Raw genomic sequence first — 17,697 nt, forward strand, 5'->3', positions numbered from 1 at the left:
CTTGTGGTGCTGAGTGGACGTGCTGTGGTGAGCAGGCTCAGAAGCAGCGACCACGGGCTGTATTCAATAAATCGCGCACGGCATCGGTGCGCAACAGCAGGGTCATCTGCGCCTCGTCGATCACGATTTCCGCGATGATCAGCGCGCAGATCAGCGGCGCGGTCACGAACCAATGGCACCAGCATTGAGTCGCCAGCGACACGGCTACGCCGATGATCCACAGCGCCAATACCCATTTGGGCGCGCGCTGTTGCAACGGCACCCAGTAACGCTGCAGCCGTTTCAGCCGGGCAGTGTGCAGTTTCAACGACTCTTCAAGGGGTGATAAGGACGAATTCATTTCTCACGCTCGCTGAGCTATCCGGGCGTGACTGGGAAAGGGGTTGCCCAGCCACGACAAGTTGATGCATTCAACTTCGATCCAGTGCCCGTTTCCGGGCAGTGCTGCACAGCTTTTGAATGCAACGCACGTACCCTCGGCGTCCAATAAGACAAAGCATCGATAGCGCCGGGTTGTTCTGAACATCATGGAAAAGATGCGCATGGTGGGGCCTGGGTTACTCAAAGATTCCAACTGAGTTCAAACAGCGTTCCGCCGTTTTCCATTTTCCGGCACGTCACCGCACCGCCGTGGGCGAGGGCAATCGCGCGCACCACCGCCAGGCCCAGGCCGCTGCCGCCCTGGGCGCGGGAACGTGAGTTTTCGCCGCGCTGGAAGGCATCGAACAGGTGCGTGGCCAGGTTCTCATCGATGCCGGGGCCGTCGTCGCGTACCCTCAGGTAATGCATGCCATCGCGGGTGCTCAGGTGCACGTTGACGTTGCCGGGCGTGGCGTGCCGACGCACGTTGTCGAGCAGGGCCAGCAGGGCCTGGCGTATCCGGGCGGGGTCGCAGCGCAGGGTCCGGCGTTGCAGGTCCAGTTGCAGGGTAAAACCGGCGGCGACCAGGCTCGGTTCGAACAGCCGCACATCCTCTTCAATGCCGGCGGCCAGGTCGGCGTCCTGCACATTGAGTTCGAGGTAGCCGCTGTCGCCCAGGCCGACTACCCGCAGGTCCTCGATCATCCGCGCCAGCCCTTCGACCTGACCGAGCAGGCTGTAGAACTGCGCCGTGTCCGGTTCGAATACACCCTCGGCCAAGCCTTGCAGGCGGCCGCGCAGGATGGTCAGCGGCGTGCGCAGTTCATGGGCAATCGCCGCATTCCAGAATGCCTGCTCCTGTGCCATGCGCTTCAAGCGCTGGGCCATGCTGTTGAAATCATCCACCAGGATCGCCGCTTCGCCGATGGACTGGTCACCGGCGACGGCTTGCACATCGAGGTCGCCATCCGCCAGTTTGCGCAGGTTCTCGGCCACCGAGTTCAGCGGCATCAGGATCCGCCGCGACAGCCGCGTGGCCACGAAGGCACCCACCGCCAGGCTGACGCAGGTGGTCAAGGCCATCCACGCCCACTCGACATTGGCCGGCAGCCAGGCATCGGCCTGCTCGTCCGAGAGCGGCCAATAGGTCCATAACAGCGCATAAAACACGTAGGAGCCGATCACGGCCAGGGCGATCACGCAGAGCACCACCGCCGACATGGCGGCAATGATCTGGCGGCTCAAGCCATTGAGCTTCTTCACACGCCACTCCCGAACCGATAGCCCACGCCGCGAATGCTCGCCGGCACGCCTTGCAGCCCCAGGTCTTCGATCTTGCGGCGCAACTTGCTGATATGGCTGTCGACCGTGCGTTCCAGGCTGTCGCTTTCCGGTGAGCACAGCGCCAGCAATTCCGCGCGGCTGAACACGCGTTTCGGTGCCCGGGCCAATTGCGCGAGCAGTTTGAATTCGGTGACGGTCAGTAGCAGCGGCAGGACCTTGCCCTCGATATTCACCGTGACCTGATGGCTTTCGATGTCGATTTCAAAACCATCGACCCGCAACACATTGGCGCCGGCGGCATATGTGTAGGCGATGGAGCGTCGCAGCACGGCCTGGGTACGCGCCACCACCTCGGCCGGGTTGAATGGCTTGACGATGTAGTCGTCGGCACCGATGCGCAGGCCCATCAGCTTGTCCATGTCCTGGTCCTGGGCGGTCAGCATGATCACCGGCGTATTGCCGCGATGACGCACCTCGGCCAGGACCTTCCAGCCATCGACCTGGGGCATCAGTACATCCAGCAGCATCAGATCGGGCTTGAGGGCCTGGTGCAATTCCAGGGCGCGCCGGCCGTCGAGGGCGTGAGCGGTACGAAAGCCGCTGCGCTTGAGATAGGCAATCAGGATGTCGGCGATCTCGGGCTCGTCTTCGGCGATCAGGATCAGCGCCTGGGTGTCTCGGACGCTGTTCGGAAGGGGCGAGGATGCAACGGGAAAATCGTTCATAGTCTGCTCGGTGAATAAGCCTTGTCGTGTTTGCCGCTCCCTGGCCACGCTTGCAAGTGTTGATCATAGCTTCTGGGTGAGGGCGCCCAACATCTGGTTGGCGGTGGAAATCACTTTGGAGTTCATTTCATAGGCCCGTTGTGTGGTGATCATATTGACCATCTCTTCAACGGTGCTCACGTTGGAGGTCTCCAGAGACCGTTGCAGGGTGGTGCCAAACCCGTTGAGCCCCGGCGTGCCGACCTGGGGCGCGCCGCTGGAGGCGGTCTCCAGGAACAGGTTGTTGCCGATTGCCTGCAAGCCGGCGGGGTTGATGAAGTCGGCGGTTTGCAGGTTGCCGATCACTTGCGCAGCGGGGTTGCCGGCCACGGTGATCGACACCACGCCATCCTGGCCCACGGTAAAGGTCTTGGCGTTATCCGGCACCACGATGGCCGGTTCCAGTGCAAAGCCGCTGGCCGTCACCACCTGGCCATTGGCGTTCAGGTGAAAGGTGCCGTCGCGGGTATAGCCGGTGGTGCCGTCCGGCTGCAACACCTGGAAAAAACCGCGCCCGTTCACCGCCAGGTCCAGCGGTTGCCCGGTGGTTTGCAGGCTGCCGGCGCTGAAGTTTTTCTGGGTGCCGACGATCTGTACGCCGGTGCCCAGTTGCAACCCCGACGGCAACGCACTGTCCTGTGTCGACTGCGCGCCCGGCTGGCGCTTGATCTGGTAGAGCAAGTCCTGGAACTCGGCGCGATCACGTTTGAAACCGGTGGTCGAGACGTTCGCCAGGTTGTTGGAAATTGTCGTCAGCTGCGTGTCCTGGGCCGACAAGCCGGTTTTTGCGACGTACAGGGCTGGAATCATGCCGTTCTCCGTGTGAACCCGGTCGACCGGGCACTCTGATGAACGCCATTGTGCGCAACGAACGTGCGCATTCAGGGGAGGTTTTGTGGAGGAATGATGGAGAGCGGCATTTTTTGTTGGCCCTGATCACTTCAATCCGGGTTCGATCAGGCCGGCTACGCCACGTCCGATGACTTCCGGGTAGCTGTGTTCGGCATCCAGGTTGGTCAGCACCACCACCGTCAACCGGTCGTCGAGGTAGCGCGAGATGGACGAGGTAAAGCCTTGCCAGGAGCCGCCGTGCTCGATCACGGGGTGGCCGTTGACTGTGCGGATTTCCCAGCCGAACCCGTAGCCTTGCGCCCGCTGTTTGCCGGCGTAGGGGTAGGGCGTCCACATCCGTTGCAGCGAGGCTTGTGTCAGCAGGGTTTCATCGTAGAGGGCGCGGTCCCAGCGCTCCAGGTCGCGGACGCTGAAATAGAGCGTGCCGTCGGCCGTGGCATTGAAGGTCGGCGACACCCATTCCTGGTTCCTCAGCTCACCGTCGACCCTTTCGTAGCCCGACGCCCGGTTGGGCACAATCGCGAGGTCCGAGATGACCCGTGTCGAGCGCATGCCCAGCGGTGTGAAGATATGCTGCTGGAGAAACTCGCCATAAGGTATCCCGCTGACACGCTGGATCAGGATGCCGAGCAGCACGAAATTGGTGTTTTCGTAGGCCCAGTTCTGCCCGGCCTTGAAGTCCAGCGGCAGCTTGGCAATCGCCTTGGCCAGCTGCGCTTCGGTGAAGTCGCGGCGTATATCCAATGGGCCACCAGGCTTTTGCAGCGCTGGCGTGTCGTAGGCCGACAAGCCGGACGTGTGGGACAACAGATGGGCGACCGTGATCGGCGCCCAACTTGCCGGCGCCTCGGGGAAGTACTGGCGGATGCTGTCGTCCAGGCCGACCTTGCCTTGCTCCACCAGCATCATGACGGCCGTTGCGGTAAAGGATTTACCCACCGAGCCAGACTGTAACACGCTGTCGGCGCTCATGGGCACGTTGAGTTCCACATTCGCCAGGCCATAGCCCTCGGCGAGCACGGCCTGGCCGTTTCGGAAGATCCCGAGGGCCAGGCCCGGCAACTGCTGACGGGTTATTTCTGCGTTGACATAGCGGTCGATGGCCGAGCGTTGTTCGTCCGTGAGCGGGGTGGCTATCGCCAGGGGCGCGGACATCAGCAGGACACTCGCCGCAAGGGTTCGGAACATGGGCACCTCTGAAGCGTTTTTGCGGTTTCAGGAGGTGCCAGTGTGCGCGAGGGGGGTGGATGTTTGCGGGAGGTTCGATGGAGGCGGCGTGGAGCTGATGAGGCCAGCACTCACAGGGGTTGGATGAATTTCACATACACCCGCTCTGGGTCGTGATCGTCAAGGTTTTCGATGTGCCCGCTCGGCACGAACCCGGCCTTTGCAAACAGCGCCTGGGCGGCGGTGTTCGACGCATTGGTTGAAGTAAACAGCTTGGGCGTCTTGCACGCTGCTTGTGCCGCCGTCAGCAACCGCAGCGCAACACCTTGGTGCTGATAAACCGGCGACACAACCACCAGTGCCACGAAGCCATGATCGAAAAAATCATGGGTCAGCACCAGGTATCCCACACACCGGCCAGCGCTATCGACGGCGACGAGGCAGTGTTGGCGAACCACCGCTTCATGGATGAATACGCGGCGGTGGGTATGGGCCGTGGCGTAAGCATCCAGTTCGATCAGGGCGTGCACGTCGTCGGGCGTGGCCTGGCGGATGTTTATCGAGCGTGTAGGCAAGTGATTACCTCAGCGGAGTGGGTTTAGCCTTTGTTGCTGGCGACTGCAACGCGCTTGCCGGAGCTGAAGTCGTATTCGTCGTTCATGGTTCAAACCTGCTGTCATAGATACAACCCTACTAATCAGCCAGGGATGATTCTGCTGAGACTGAGAAGGTATTTCTGTATGTAACAAGTGATCCATCGGGTAGCCTGATTCTATCGTCAGATACGATGAATTTGGGAGGGTAAGTGCCCTTGCCGCAGAGATCATTCGCCCGTGATCGACCGGCAGAGCGGCAAGGCCTGACGTACCGGATAACCTATTTCCGAAACACTATGTCGATATCAGACCAACCTCCGCCGTTTTCAGGCTATTTTCGCGCCAGTCAGCCCGCGTAAGGTGACCCATCATTCAAAAATGACGATCGCCTGACCCTCCAGTCAGTCCTCACGCCGGTCACCGAGAACAACAAAAACAATGAATAGCCTCAATTCCAACGACTCGAACGGCCAGTTGGCGCAAGGCTTCAAGCCGCGCCATGTCACCATGCTTTCCATTGCGGGGATTATCGGCGCGGGGTTGTTTGTCGGGTCCGGGCATGCGATTGCGGCGGCGGGGCCGGCGGTGCTGCTGGCCTATCTGTTTTCCGGCCTGCTGGTGGTGCTGGTGATGCGCATGCTGGGGGAGATGGCGGTGGCCAACCCGGATACCGGCTCATTCTCGACCTACGCCGACCAGGCCATCGGCCGCTGGGCCGGCTTTACCATCGGCTGGCTGTACTGGTGGTTCTGGGTGCTGGTGATCCCCATCGAGGCCCTGGCCGCCGGGCATATCCTCAACCAGTGGTTCCCGCAGATCGACGCTTGGCTGTTTGCCTTGTTGTCGATCTTTTTGTTGGTGGTCACCAACCTGTTCAGCGTGTCCAAGTACGGCGAGTTCGAGTTCTGGTTCGCCATGGCCAAGGTGATCGCGATCATCGGTTTTATCGGCGTGGGCTTTGCGGTGCTGATGGGCTGGGTGCCGGAACGCGAGGCCAGTGGGCTTGGCCAGTTGATGCAGGACCATGGCGGGTTTGCGCCCAACGGGCTGTCGGCGGTGGTCGGCGCCTTTATCACCATCATGTTCAGTTTTATCGGCACGGAGGCCGTCACCATTGCGGCGGCCGAGTCCAGCAACCCGGCGCAGAACATCGCCCGGGCCACGCGCTCGGTGATGTGGCGCATCGGGGTGTTCTACCTGCTGTCGATCTTCGTGGTGATCTCCGTGGTGCCATGGGATGACCCGTTGCTGGCCTCGGTTGGCTCTTATCAGCGTGCACTGGAATTGATGAACATTCCCCACGCCAAGCTGCTGGTGGATGGGGTGGTACTGATCGCCGTGGCCAGTTGCATGAACTCTTCGATCTACATTGCCTCGCGCATGCTGTTTTCCCTCGGCAAGCGAGGAGATGCACCCGCGCTGATGAAAAAGACCTCGGCGGCGAGTGTGCCGAGGGCGGCGGTGATCGCCAGCACCATCCTGGGCGCGGGCGTGACCCTGCTCAGCTACTTCATGCCGGCCGGGCTGTTCCAGTTCCTGCTGGCCAGTTCGGGGGCCATCGCCTTGCTGGTGTACCTGGTGATCGCGGTTTCGCAGTTGCGCATGCGCAAGACCCTGCGCCAGCGCAAGGTCACGCTGAGCTTCCAGATGTGGCTGTTTCCGTGGCTGACCTGGCTGGTCATCGCGTTCATCTGCGCGGCCTTGACGGTGATGCTGGTCACGCCCGAACACCGTTTCGAAGTCTCTTCGACCCTCGTCCTGGCCCTGATGATTTCCTTGATCGGCTTGCTCACCGCCCGGCACCCGGAACCCACGCAAAAACCGGTGGCCGCAGTTTCGCAATCATGAGTGGCCGCCCGGTCGGCAGTATTGTTTTCCTGCTGCTGGACCAGTTCACCCTGATGTCGCTGGCGGCAGCGGTGGAGCCGTTGCGCATGGCCAACCAGTTGTCGGGCCAGGAGCTTTACAAGTGGCACACGGCAAGCCCGGACGGCAACCCGGTGTGGGCCAGCGACGGTGTGCCGATCACGCCCGACGGTTCGATCCTCAGCGTGCCGCCCGCCGACATTGTGATGGTGTGCGGCGGCATCGGCATCCAGGGCACCGTGACCGGCGAACTGGTCAAGTGGCTGCGCAGCCAGGCGCGTTATGCCAAGCGACTGGGTGGGATTTGCACCGGCAGCGTTGTGTTGGCGCGGGCTGGCTTGCTCGACGGGTATGAATGCAGCGTGCATTGGGAATGGTTGGCGGCGATGCAGGAGGCGTTTCCACGGGTGACCGTCAGTTCCAGCCTGTTCACCCTCGACCGCGACCGGCTCACCAGTTCAGGCGGCACGGCGCCCCTGGACATGATGCTGCACCTGATCGGCCGTGAGCACGGGCACGAATTGTCGGCGGCCATCTCGGACATGTTTGTCTACGAGCGCATCCGCAACGAGCAGGACCACCAGCGCGTACCGCTCAAGCACATGCTCGGCACCCAGCAGCCCAAGCTGCAGGAAGTCGTGGCATTGATGGAGGCCAACCTGGAAGAGCCGATCAACCTGGATGAACTGGCGGCGTATGTCGCGCTGTCGCGTCGCCAGCTTGAGCGCATGTTCCAGAAGTACCTGCACTGTTCGCCCTCGCGCTACTACCTGCGGCTGCGGCTGATCCGCGCGCGGCAGTTGCTCAAGCAGACACCCATTTCAATCGTCGAATTGGCCGTGCTCTGCGGCTTTGTGTCCACGCCGCATTTCTCCAAGTGCTATCGCGAGTACTTCGGCGTGCCCCCCAGTGACGAGCGTTCCGTCACGGACAGCGAGCGGTCCATCATGCTCAAGCCGGCGTTGCACACATTGCCGGCGCCCGCGCCAATGAATGTATTGGAGCAGGCGCGGGGCGAGGCAACGTTTGCCAGTGTGAAAAACCTGAAGTCCTGAACTCAGCGCATATGCAAGATGATCGGACTGCTGCTCGCCGGGTCGGTATGCCCGCGCAACTTGCCCACGGCCTTCACATCCACCGCACCGCCGTTGTTACCCCAGGTGCCGCGCACGTAGCTGAGCACCTCGGCGATTTGCTGGTCGGTCAGTTGCTCGCGGAACGCCGGCATGCGATAGGCGTCCGGCACGCCGGCGGCTACCACGCGTTGCGAGCCGTTGAGGGTGATGTTGATCGCCGAGGCGCTTTCCTTGGCCAGGGCCGAGGTGGCGCCGGCCAGGGGCGGCATCCAGTCGGGCTGGCCCTTGCCGTCGAGGCCATGGCAGGAGGCGCAGCGGGTGGCGTAGGTGTGGGCGCCGGGGGCGTCCGGGTTGGTGGCGGCCGCCTGATACTGCCAAGGAGTGCCGTCGCGCTGCGGGTCACCGGGCAGTGACTTGAGGTAGCGGGCGATGGCGGCCAGGTCGTCGTCCTGCATGAACTGCGTAGAGTTGTTGAACGCTTCGGTCATCGAGCCGTAGACCACCGCATGGGCATTGCGCCCGGTCTTGAGGAACTGCACGATCTGCGCCTCATCCCAGCGGCCCAGCCCGGTGTTGGGGTCCTGGCGCAGGCTCGGTGCATACCAGCCGTCGAGCAGGGCACCGGCGAGGAACGGCGTACCGGACTCGTCCAGCGCCTTCTCGTTGAAGGCCAGCCCGCGTGGCGTGTGGCAACTGCCGCAGTGGCCGGGGCCTTGGACGATGTAGGCGCCGCGGTTCCACAGCGCGTCCTGGTTGGGTTTGGCTGCATAAGTTGCAGTGGGCGCGAACACGCCGTTCCACAGCGCGATGGGCCAGCGCATATTCAGCGGCCAGGGAATATCACTGGGGATATTCGCCTGGTTGGCCGGTTGCACGCCCTGCATGAAGAACGCGTACAGCGCTTTCACGTCATCGTCGCTGAGCTTGACGTAGGACGGGTAGGGCATCGCCGGGTACAGCCGTCGACCCCCCGGTGCCACGCCGTGGCGTACCGCACGGTCGAAGTCGGCCAGGCTGTAGCTGCCGATCCCGGTGGTTTTGTCCGGCGTGATGTTGGTGGCATGGATTGCCCCCAACGGCGTGGCCATTTCCAGGCCACCGGCGAACGGCGCCTTGCCCGGCAGACTGTGGCAGGCCACGCAGTCGCTGAGACGCGCGACATATTCACCGCGGCTGACCAGGGCCGGCTCGAAGGTGGCGGTGGCCGGTGCTTGTGCAAACGGTGTGGCGGGCTCACGGGTGACGTACCAGGCCAGCAGGCCTGCCGCGACCAGGCAGGGCAGCGCCAGCCAGCCTGCGGTTCTTGCGAATCGACGGTTGTTCATGGGCATTTCCTGAAAGTCAGCTGAAGGTGTGTCGGCTCAAGGGCAGGCTGCGAACACGCTGGCCGGTCAATTGCGCCACCGCATTCGCCACGGCCGGTGCCACGGCAGGCAACGGCGGCTCGCCGATACCACCCATCTTTTCGCCACTCTCGACGACCCGCACATGCACCCGCGCCATCTGCGCCGGTGCCAGGATCGGGTACAGGTCGTAGTTGCGCGCCCGTGGCTTGCCATCCACGTACACTGCTTCTTCCAGCAAGGTCTGGGACAAGCCCAGCGCCACCGCGCCATTCACCTGTGCCTCGACAATCGCCGGGTTGACGATGCTGCCAGGGTCGATGGCCTGCCAGATATCGTGCACCCTGACCTTGCCATTCTCGATGGACACCTCGGCAATCGCCGCCGTGTGGGAACCGAACGGCGAGGCCATGGCCACGCCGCGTGCACGCCGGCTGCCGTCTTCGGCGATGAAAGGGCCGCGCTTCCAGCCGCCGGACAGTTCAACCGCCGCTTGCAGCAAGGTGGTCAGCCGTGGGTTGTCGCGCAGCAGGTGCAGGCGCAGTTCATAGGGGTCCTGTTTGCCCTTGTCCGCCAGTTCGTCGAGGAACGACTCGTAGAAAAAGTCATTCAGCGAATTGCCCACCGAACGCCAGTAACCCAGCATGGGCGCGCCTTTGACGTAGATCTGCGCGATGCGTTTGTTGGGGATGGCGTAGGACTTGCCCGACAATCCTTCCAGCGCCGTAGGGTCGATCTTGTCGCCCTGTTTGCCGGCGAGGGCTTCGGTCGGGCCTTCGGTGGCGCTTACCGCTTCGATGGCCACCGGCAGGCCTTTGTCATCCAGTGCGGCGCGGAACTTGACCACGGCCACCGGGCGCAATACATCGCGCAGGAACTCTTCTTCTCGGCTCCAGATCAGCTTGACCGGACGACCCACCGCCTTGGCGAGCGCGATGGCCTGCGGGTAGGGGTTGGCTGAGTCATACAGGAAATGCCGGCCGAAAAAACCGCCGAGCAACGGTGAATGCAGGTTGATCTGCGCAGGGTCCAGGCCGGTGCGCTTGGCGATATCGGCGCGGAACATGTCCGGCGCCTGGTTGGGCAGCCAGATATCCAGGGTGCCATCCGGGTTGAAGCGGGCCAGCGCGGAGGGCGGCTCCAACTGGCCGTGGTTGAGGTACTGGTTGTGATACGTCGCTTCGACCTGGGTCTTGGCGCCTTTCAGCGCGGCGGCCACGTCGCCTTCGTTTTCGTCATCACGGGCCGGGCCCTGCTGGGCGGCGAGGAACTCGAAATGCTTGTCGCTGGAGAAGTCCGCCGGCATCACGCGTAGCGTCGAGTCGGCCGCCGCTTCCTGCCAGTCGACCTGGACCGCTTCCACCGCACGCTTGGCGTGCCACCAGCGTTCAGCCACCACCGCCACCGCGCCCGGCAGCACGTGTACCGAATGCACGCCCTTCATGCCTTCGACCTGCGCCTGGTTGCGCAGGCTGCCCACGGTCATGCCCAGGCGTGGCGCATGCTGGACGGCGGCGTGGAGCATGTTGTCGACTTTCAGGTCGATGCTGTAGAGCGCCTTGCCGGTGGATTTGTCGTAGGCGTCCAGGCGCTTGACCGGCTTGCCGATCCAGCGGAACTGGCTCGGGTCGCGCAGGGTGATGCTGGCAGGATCGGGCACTGGCATGTCGAGGGCGCTGCTGGCCAGTTCGCCATACCCCAGCGAACGGCCGGATGCCGCGTGCACGACTCGGCCAGGTTGGGTGGTCAGTTCGCCCACCGGCACGCCCAATTGTTTGGCGCCGGCCTGCAGCAACATGGCGCGGGCGAGGGCGCCGAGGCGGCGCATGGTCGGGTAGCTCATGCGTACCGACATGCTGCCGCCGGTGATGCGCATACCGTTTTCCATCACCACATAGGCTTCGCCAGGCGGGGCGGCCTCGACGATGAAGGTGGCGGGGTCGGCATCCAGCTCTTCGCCGACGATCTGCGCCATGGCGGTATGGGTGCCTTGCCCGCCTTCCATGAACGGGCTGAGCAGGCGCACCGTGCCGTCCGGGCGAATCTCCAGAAACGCCGGCACCTGGGTGCCGCGTTCAGCGGTAGTGGCGGCTTGTACCCGGCCCGAGCCCAATGGCAGGCCGAAACCGATGACCAGCGCACCTACGGCGGTACTCGCCAGAAAGCGGCGGCGTGACAGGTTGACCGGTGCGTCGAGCAGTTCGTCGAGGATGTTCATCACGCGCCCTCCTGCTTGGCCAGGGCGTCGACGGCCGCATGGATGGCGTTGTACGTGCCGCAGCGGCACAGGTTGACCATGGCGGCGTCGATCTGCGCCTTGCTCGGTGCGGGGGTGTGTTTGAGCAGCGCCGTGGCCGCCATCACCTGCCCGGACTGGCAGTAGCCGCATTGCGCCACCTGTTGCTCGACCCAGGTCGCGACCACACGCTTGCCGACCTCGTCCTCTTCAATCGCCTCGATGGTGGTGATTTCACGCCCGACCACCCCGGCCACCGGTGTGACGCAGGAGCGCACCACATTGCCGTCCACCAGCACCGAACAGGCGCCGCACTGGGCCAGGCCGCAGCCGTACTTGGTGCCGGTCAGGCCCAGGTCATCGCGGATCACCCACAGCAATGGCGTGTCCGCGTCGGCATCGACCTGATAGGCCTTTTGGTTGATTCGTAATTCCATGGCTCACCTGCTGATCATCGGTAGGTGCGGCCTGTTTTAGGTGTGAACGCAGTGGCCGCTTATTGTCGAACTCTAGACCAGAGTGCAAGGGGGGAGATACCCAATGGTCGACAAATCGGAGGATCGGGCAAGCATTCAACAGGATCGGGTGAAAGCGCTGTAGACAAGGCTATACGGCGGTATTGCATCAGGCGTCGAGGTGCTTGGGCTATTGGCGACTTTGCCGCTTGGCAGATGGTTCGTGTTCCAGTGCTATGAACCTCGCCTACGCAGCCACTTGTAGTGAGCGGGCTTGTCGAATCGTCGCAGTAGTCCCATTTTGGGGCCGCTTCGCGACCCAACGGGAGCAAGCTCCCTCGCCACAGGTACAGTGTTCGCCCTTAACTGACTGGCATTTGGGCTTGCCACCGATTCAAGCCTTCGCTCGTGCACACACAATATCGTCGATCAAAATATGGGGCTGCCCGCGACTGCAGCGCTCGATCCGCGCCTCGACCTTGTACACCTCGCGCAGCATCACCTCATTGATCACCTCATGGCTCGGCCCGCTGCCCTGGGCGGTGCCGTCGGCGATGACCAGCACCTGGTCGGCAAAGCGCAACGCCTGGTTCAGGTCATGCAGGGCGATGAACACGATCACCTGGCGCTTGCGTGCCAGGGCCTGCATGAAGTTCAGCACCTGCACCTGGCGATGCATGTCGAGGGCACTGGTGGGCTCGTCCATCAGCAGCACGTCGGGTTCGCGCACCAGGGTCTGGGCGATGGACACCAGCTGTTGCTGGCCGCCACTGAGTTCGCCGAGGTTGCGAAAGGACAATTCGGTGATGCCCAGCGCGGCGAGCATTTCATCGACCAGTGCCAGTTCGTCGTCCTGCACGGCCCAGGCGGGGGACAGCTGCTTGCGTGCCAGCAACACCGATTCGTACACGGTCAACCGCGCACTCGCATTCAGGCCCTGGGGCATGTAGCTGATGGCTTGGGTGCCCTTTGTCGAACCTTGGAGGATCACCTGGCCCGGCCCTTCGATCAGCCCGGCCATGCGCTTGAACAAGGTGGACTTGCCCGCTGCGTTGGGGCCGATTACCGCCACCACCTGGCCGCCGACAAAGTGCGCCGTGGACACGCCGCTGATGATGCTGCGTTGGCCGTAGCTGGCGCCGAGGTCCTGCAACTGAATGCTTACCATGGGTGTTTTTTCCCGCTCAGGATCAGGGAGATAAAGAACGGCACGCCGATCAGCGAGGTGACCACGCCGATCGGGAAAATTGCGCCCGGAATCAGGGTTTTGCTGACCACCGAACTGGCCGACAGGATCAGCGCGCCGGTGAGCAGCGAGGCGGGCAGGAAGAAGCGCTGGTCCTCACCAATAAGCATGCGGGCGATGTGCGGGCCGACCAAACCGATAAAGCCGATGGTGCCGACAAACGCCACCGGGAACGAGGCGAGCAGGCTGACCATGATCAGCGTCTGGAAGCGCAGGCTGCGCACGTTGATGCCGAAGCTGGCGGCCTTGTCGTCGCCCAGGCGCAGGGCGGTCAGGGCCCAGGCGCGCCTGGCGAAGATCGGCAGCGTGATCAGGATCACCAGGCAGATCACGCCGAGCTTGGGCCAGGTGGCCTTGGTCAGGCTGCCCATGGTCCAGAACACCACGGCCGCCACGGCTTGCTCGGTGGCGAAAAACTGCACCAGCGCCAACAGCGCGTTGAAGGTGAACACCAGGGCAATACCCAGCAGCACGATGGTTTCGGCGGTGACGCCACGGCGCAGGCTCAGGAAGTGGATCAGCAGCGCGCAGAGCATCGCCATGATGAACGCGTTGACCGGCACCATGTACTGCGCCGCCAACGGAAACAGCGCCACGCCGAACGCCAGGCCCATGGCCGCGCCAAAGCTGGCGGCGGCGGAAAGCCCCAGGGTGAACGGACTGGCCAGCGGGTTGTTGAGGATGGTCTGCATCTGCGCGCCGGCCAGGGACAGCGCGGCGCCCACCGCCACGGCCATCAGGGCGACGGGCAGGCGGATATCCCACATCACCACGCGCACCTGCGGCGCCGCGCTGTCCGGCGACAGCAGTGCGCCGAGCACTTCACTGAGGCTGTAGCGTGCCGGGCCGAGGGCCAGGTCGAGCAGCACACTGCACAACAACAGCAGGGCCAGCACGCAAAGGATCAGGCGCTTGCGCAGCACCAGTCGGCGGTAAGCGCTCATGGCTTGAGGCTCACTGAGTAGCCGGGTGCGTAGGGCACGGGCAGGAACTGTGCGTGCAGTTCACGTAGCGTCGCTTCGGGGTCGAGGTCGGCAAACAGCGACGGGTGGAACCACTTGGCCAATTGCTGGATCGCCACGAACTGATAGGGGCTGTTGTAGAACTGATGCCAGATGGCATGGAAGGCCTGGTTTTGCTGGGCCTTGATCCCGGCGTAGGCCGGGCGCTGGGTGTACCACGCGAGTTTGTGCCGGGCCTGGCCCATGTCGGCACCGGGGCCGACGCCGACCCAATGACCGCCCGGCGCGAACGCCTCCCAGTTGGCACTGGTGACCACTACCTGGTCCGGGTTGGCCACGATCACCTGCTCGGGGTTCAACTGGCCGAAGGTGCTGGGAATGATGGTCTTGGAGATGTTGTTACCGCCGGCCATTTCGACGAAAAGCCCGAAGTTTTCGTTGCCGAAGCTCAGGCAGCAATCGTCGGAGTAGCCGCCGATACGCTCGATGAACACCGCCGGGCGCTTCGGTTTTTGAGCTGCGATCACATCGGTCACCCGCCTGATCTGCTGCTTGCGAAACGCGATGAACGCCTCGGCCCGGTCTTCCTTGCCGAACAACTGGCCGAACAGGCGCATGGTCGGTTCGGTATTGGCCATGGGTTGGTTGCGAAAATCCACGTACACCACCGGAATGCCCAGGGCGTCGAGTTTCTCGATGTAGCGTGCGTCTTCGGTCGCGTGTTGCGCTTCGATATTGAGGATGATCACATCGGGCCGCAGGGAAATCGCTTGCTCGATATCGAAGGTGCCGTCTTCAAACCCGCCGAAGGTGGGGATGTTGGCAATGCCTGGGAATATGCGCAGGTACGCGTTGTAGGTGTCCGGGTCGGACTGGATCAGGTCCTTGCGCCAGCCGACGATGCGCTCGATGGGATTCTGCGTATCCAGCGCGGCCACCAGGTACAGCTGGCGGCCTTCGCCGAGGATCACTCGCTGCACCGGCAGGTTGACCTTGACCTGGCGCCCGAGCAGATCGGTGACGGTGGTGGGCGCCGCCAACGCAGGCAGCGCGAGTAACCCGGTCAACACCAGTGCCGCCAGGCGGTGGCCGCAACGAACAATCGAAAGCATCAAGTAAGCCCTTGCAGGTATCAGAAGTCGACCGTGGCCGACAGGAGGAGGGTGCGTGGCGAACCCTGGGAAAACGCGCCGTAGGAGGCCACGCCGGACCAGTATTCGCGGTCGAACAGGTTCTGCACCGTGGCGCGGAAGGTGGTCGGCCGCTCGGCGATCCGCGTGCTGTAGCGCGCGCCGATATCGAAGCGGGTCCAGGCATCGAGCTGTTGGGTGTTGGCCTGGTTGACGTACTGGCTGGCGGTGTAGATCGCGCCGCTGGTCAACGTCAGCCCTTCGACCCACGGCGCGTCCCATTCGGCCCAGAGGTTGGCTTGTACCTTGGGCACGCCCACTGGGGTATTGCCCTGGTTGGCGGCGACGCCGGTTTTGGTCAGCTGCGCATCCAGCAGGGTCACGCCACCCAGCAGGCACGTGCCTGGGGCGACTTCGCCAAACACGCTCACTTCCACGCCGCGATTGCGCTGTTCGCCTTGCACCGAGAAGCGGCCGGCAGCCAGCTCGCCGCTGGGTTTCTGGATCTGGAACAGCGCCAGGGTGGACATGAACGTGCCGTAGTCGAGCTTGACCCCGACTTCATGCTGCCTGGAAACGTAAGGCGCAAAGATCTCCCCGGCATTCGAGGCGTTGGACGGCGCCACTTCGCCCTTGCTCAAGCCTTCGAGGTAGTTGTAATAGAGCGCTACGTGCTCCCAGGGCTTGAGCACCGCGCCAAACAGCGGCGTGGTCTTGCCCTCGTTATAGGTCGTGGTCACTGCACCGTCGGTGTTGTAGTTGTGGGATTGGATGTTCTGTTTGCGCAGGCCGACGGTGACCTGCACGCGCTGATCAAGTATCGACAAGGTGTCGGCAATGGCCACGCCGGATAATTCGGTGGCGGAGACTTTCGGCGCGTCGGGCTTGGCGATCGACGGTTTGGGGCGCTCGACCGGGTGGTAGATGTTCGACAGCACGGGCGCGCCGGAGATAATCCCGCGTGACAGTTCATCGCGGTAGCGCGTGACCTGCACGGTGCTGCTGTGGCTGATCGGGCCGGTGTCGAAGCGCAGGCGTGCACCGGCGTCGACCGTATAGCGCTGCACTTCGAAGCGGTAGTAGCCGGGGATCGACGAGGTGTCGCCGGCCGTGTTGACAATGGTCGGCGTCTGGTCCGACAGGCGCGCCACTGCCGACTTGCCGCCACCGGCATGGGCGAACAGGCTCAGGTTGTCAGTGAGGTCATAGTCGCCGCCGAGCAGGGCGGACTTATCCCGTGTGCGCGACCAGCCCCAGTCCTGGCTTACGCTGGTGCGGCCATTGGCGGCGTCGGGAATCTTTACGCCTGAGGCGATCAGGAACGGTCGGGAGGCGGCGTCGAAGGTCTCTTCCTGGGAAATCAGGTCCAGGCTGGTGCGCAGGCGCTCGCCCTGATAGTCCAGGGACAGCGCACCGATGCCGACTTCGCGCGATTGCTTGTCGATCACGGTGTCACCCTGCTGCACGCCGCCGTTGAAGCGCATGCCGAAGCGGCGCTCTTCACCAAAGCGCCGGCTGATATCGATGCGATTGCCGAGGTGTGCAGCCTGGGTATAACTGGCGGTGTAGCGGGTCAGGTCCTCGTCCAGCGAGCGCTTGGGCACCACGTTAATCACCCCGCCCACCGCGCTGTTGGGCGACATGCCGTAGAGCAGGGCACCGGGGCCTTTGACCACTTCGACGCGTTCGGCGTATTCAGTGAACACCCGGTAATTGGACGCCACGCCATACACGCCGTCGAAGGCCAACTCGCCGAGGTTGCCTTCGCCCACCGGAAACCCGCGAATGAAAAACGAGTCGACGATGCCGCCGGTCTGCCCGGTGGAGCGCACCGAAGAATCGCGTTCCAGCAGATCACCGACGGTGGTGGCTTGCTGGTCCTTGATCAACGAGGCGGTGTAGGTGCTGACGCTGAACGGCGCGTCCATCACGTCCTTGTTGCCCAGCATGCCCAGGCGTCCGCCGACGGCCACCTGGCCGCCCGAATACACCGGCGGCAAACTGTCGGCGCGCTGTTCGGCGCCACTGACCGTGGTGTCCGACAGGGTGATTTGGCGTTGCACCAGGGTGTAGGTGCCGTCGCTGCGCAGCAGCATCTCCAGGCCGCTGCCGGCCAGCAGGCGGGTGACCGCCTCCTGGGTCGAGTAAGTGCCGGACAGGCCGGGGCTGGTCAGGCCTTCGGTGAGGGCCGGGACGAACGACAGGGCAATGCCCGCATCCACGGCAAAGCTCGACAGCGTTGCGCCGAGCGGCCCTGGCGCGATCTGGTAGGCACGGACCGCGACCGCATCCAACTGCGCGGCCATGGCGGCACCAGCCAGGGCCAGGCTGAGCAGCGCGCTGCGAATCACAAGCATGAA

General features: G+C 63.4%; 15 protein-coding genes. 2 read left to right on the plus strand and 13 right to left on the minus strand.

Annotation, left to right across the window (positions count from 1 at the left end):
• Nucleotides 1-37: 37 nt before the first annotated feature.
• The 6 genes from LUU92_RS10845 to LUU92_RS10870 all read right to left on the minus strand — a co-directional run bounded on the left by LUU92_RS10845 (nucleotide 38) and on the right by LUU92_RS10870 (nucleotide 5,002).
• A complete protein-coding gene (locus LUU92_RS10845) occupies nucleotides 38-340 on the minus strand; it encodes a hypothetical protein (RefSeq protein WP_071491518.1) in 303 nt (100 codons plus the stop codon).
• 221 nt (nucleotides 341-561) lie between these two features.
• Nucleotides 562-1,623, minus strand: a complete 1,062-nt coding sequence (locus LUU92_RS10850; protein ID WP_071491517.1) for an ATP-binding protein — start codon at nucleotides 1,621-1,623, stop codon at nucleotides 562-564.
• Nucleotides 1,620-2,369, minus strand: a complete 750-nt coding sequence (locus tag LUU92_RS10855; RefSeq protein ID WP_071491516.1) for a response regulator — start codon at nucleotides 2,367-2,369, stop codon at nucleotides 1,620-1,622. Before LUU92_RS10855 ends, LUU92_RS10850 begins: the two co-directional genes overlap by 4 nt.
• 63 nt (nucleotides 2,370-2,432) lie before the next feature.
• Nucleotides 2,433-3,218, minus strand: coding sequence for a flagellar basal-body rod protein FlgG (flgG, locus tag LUU92_RS10860; RefSeq protein ID WP_071491515.1), 786 nt, complete (start codon nucleotides 3,216-3,218; stop codon nucleotides 2,433-2,435).
• Nucleotides 3,219-3,344: 126 nt separating this feature from the next.
• The gene (locus LUU92_RS10865) at nucleotides 3,345-4,448 is read right to left on the minus strand and encodes a serine hydrolase domain-containing protein (RefSeq protein ID WP_222541442.1); all 1,104 of its coding nucleotides are present in this window, start codon (nucleotides 4,446-4,448) and stop codon (nucleotides 3,345-3,347) included.
• A gap of 110 nt (nucleotides 4,449-4,558) precedes the next feature.
• Nucleotides 4,559-5,002 (minus strand): GNAT family N-acetyltransferase, encoded by a 444-nt coding sequence (locus LUU92_RS10870; RefSeq protein ID WP_222541443.1) that lies wholly within the window; start codon nucleotides 5,000-5,002, stop codon nucleotides 4,559-4,561.
• Between the two features lie 459 nt (nucleotides 5,003-5,461).
• On the opposite strand from LUU92_RS10870, the gene gabP reads away from it, so the two are divergent.
• Nucleotides 5,462-6,871, plus strand: coding sequence for a GABA permease (gene gabP / locus LUU92_RS10875; RefSeq protein ID WP_093513763.1), 1,410 nt, complete (start codon nucleotides 5,462-5,464; stop codon nucleotides 6,869-6,871).
• On the plus strand, nucleotides 6,868-7,944 hold the full coding sequence (gene gbdR, locus LUU92_RS10880) for a choline metabolism transcriptional regulator GbdR (protein WP_092246113.1): 1,077 nt from the start codon (nucleotides 6,868-6,870) through the stop codon (nucleotides 7,942-7,944). The genes gabP and gbdR overlap by 4 nt, the downstream gene beginning before the upstream one ends.
• Nucleotides 7,945-7,946: 2 nt before the next feature.
• Here the strand turns inward: gbdR and LUU92_RS10885 are convergent, their stop codons facing one another.
• From LUU92_RS10885 to LUU92_RS10915, 7 genes are all read right to left on the minus strand, one after another.
• On the minus strand, nucleotides 7,947-9,290 hold the full coding sequence (locus tag LUU92_RS10885; protein WP_222541444.1) for a c-type cytochrome: 1,344 nt from the start codon (nucleotides 9,288-9,290) through the stop codon (nucleotides 7,947-7,949).
• 16 nt (nucleotides 9,291-9,306) lie between these two features.
• A complete protein-coding gene (locus LUU92_RS10890) occupies nucleotides 9,307-11,526 on the minus strand; it encodes a xanthine dehydrogenase family protein molybdopterin-binding subunit (protein WP_222541445.1) in 2,220 nt (739 codons plus the stop codon).
• Nucleotides 11,526-11,981: a (2Fe-2S)-binding protein gene (locus LUU92_RS10895; RefSeq protein ID WP_257103592.1), complete on the minus strand. Its 456-nt coding sequence runs from the start codon at nucleotides 11,979-11,981 to the stop codon at nucleotides 11,526-11,528. The genes LUU92_RS10890 and LUU92_RS10895 overlap by 1 nt, the downstream gene beginning before the upstream one ends.
• 412 nt (nucleotides 11,982-12,393) lie before the next feature.
• Entirely contained in the window at nucleotides 12,394-13,167 is a 774-nt protein-coding gene (locus LUU92_RS10900; protein WP_071491507.1) for an ABC transporter ATP-binding protein, read from the minus strand.
• Nucleotides 13,161-14,189 carry a FecCD family ABC transporter permease gene (locus tag LUU92_RS10905; protein WP_071491506.1) on the minus strand — a complete coding sequence of 343 codons (1,029 nt, stop codon included), beginning with the start codon at nucleotides 14,187-14,189 and terminating at the stop codon, nucleotides 13,161-13,163. The genes LUU92_RS10900 and LUU92_RS10905 overlap by 7 nt, the downstream gene beginning before the upstream one ends.
• Nucleotides 14,186-15,319: an ABC transporter substrate-binding protein gene (locus tag LUU92_RS10910; protein WP_257103593.1), complete on the minus strand. Its 1,134-nt coding sequence runs from the start codon at nucleotides 15,317-15,319 to the stop codon at nucleotides 14,186-14,188. The genes LUU92_RS10905 and LUU92_RS10910 overlap by 4 nt, the downstream gene beginning before the upstream one ends.
• A 20-nt stretch (nucleotides 15,320-15,339) precedes the next feature.
• Nucleotides 15,340-17,694 (minus strand): TonB-dependent receptor, encoded by a 2,355-nt coding sequence (locus LUU92_RS10915; RefSeq protein WP_257103594.1) that lies wholly within the window; start codon nucleotides 17,692-17,694, stop codon nucleotides 15,340-15,342.
• Nucleotides 17,695-17,697 lie beyond the last annotated feature (3 nt).

The sequence above is a fragment of the Pseudomonas extremorientalis genome, from assembly GCF_024584605.1.
In the GTDB taxonomy this organism is placed as follows: Bacteria; Pseudomonadota; Gammaproteobacteria; order Pseudomonadales; family Pseudomonadaceae; genus Aquipseudomonas; species Aquipseudomonas extremorientalis.

Bases quoted from the DNA above. Each gene is read 5' to 3' on its own strand.
- LUU92_RS10845 (WP_071491518.1), bottom strand. From the start codon at position 340: ATGAATTCGTCCTTATCACCCCTTGAAGAGTCGTTGAAACTGCACACT.
- LUU92_RS10855 (WP_071491516.1), bottom strand. From the start codon at position 2,369: ATGAACGATTTTCCCGTTGCATCCTCGCCCCTTCCGAACAGCGTCCGA.
- flgG (WP_071491515.1), bottom strand. From the start codon at position 3,218: ATGATTCCAGCCCTGTACGTCGCAAAAACCGGCTTGTCGGCCCAGGAC.
- LUU92_RS10865 (WP_222541442.1), bottom strand. From the start codon at position 4,448: ATGTTCCGAACCCTTGCGGCGAGTGTCCTGCTGATGTCCGCGCCCCTG.
- gabP (WP_093513763.1), top strand. From the start codon at position 5,462: ATGAATAGCCTCAATTCCAACGACTCGAACGGCCAGTTGGCGCAAGGC.
- gbdR (WP_092246113.1), top strand. From the start codon at position 6,868: ATGAGTGGCCGCCCGGTCGGCAGTATTGTTTTCCTGCTGCTGGACCAG.
- LUU92_RS10885 (WP_222541444.1), bottom strand. From the start codon at position 9,290: ATGAACAACCGTCGATTCGCAAGAACCGCAGGCTGGCTGGCGCTGCCC.
- LUU92_RS10890 (WP_222541445.1), bottom strand. From the start codon at position 11,526: ATGAACATCCTCGACGAACTGCTCGACGCACCGGTCAACCTGTCACGC.
- LUU92_RS10895 (WP_257103592.1), bottom strand. From the start codon at position 11,981: ATGGAATTACGAATCAACCAAAAGGCCTATCAGGTCGATGCCGACGCG.
- LUU92_RS10900 (WP_071491507.1), bottom strand. From the start codon at position 13,167: ATGGTAAGCATTCAGTTGCAGGACCTCGGCGCCAGCTACGGCCAACGC.
- LUU92_RS10905 (WP_071491506.1), bottom strand. From the start codon at position 14,189: ATGAGCGCTTACCGCCGACTGGTGCTGCGCAAGCGCCTGATCCTTTGC.
- LUU92_RS10910 (WP_257103593.1), bottom strand. From the start codon at position 15,319: ATGCTTTCGATTGTTCGTTGCGGCCACCGCCTGGCGGCACTGGTGTTG.
- LUU92_RS10915 (WP_257103594.1), bottom strand. From the start codon at position 17,694: ATGCTTGTGATTCGCAGCGCGCTGCTCAGCCTGGCCCTGGCTGGTGCC.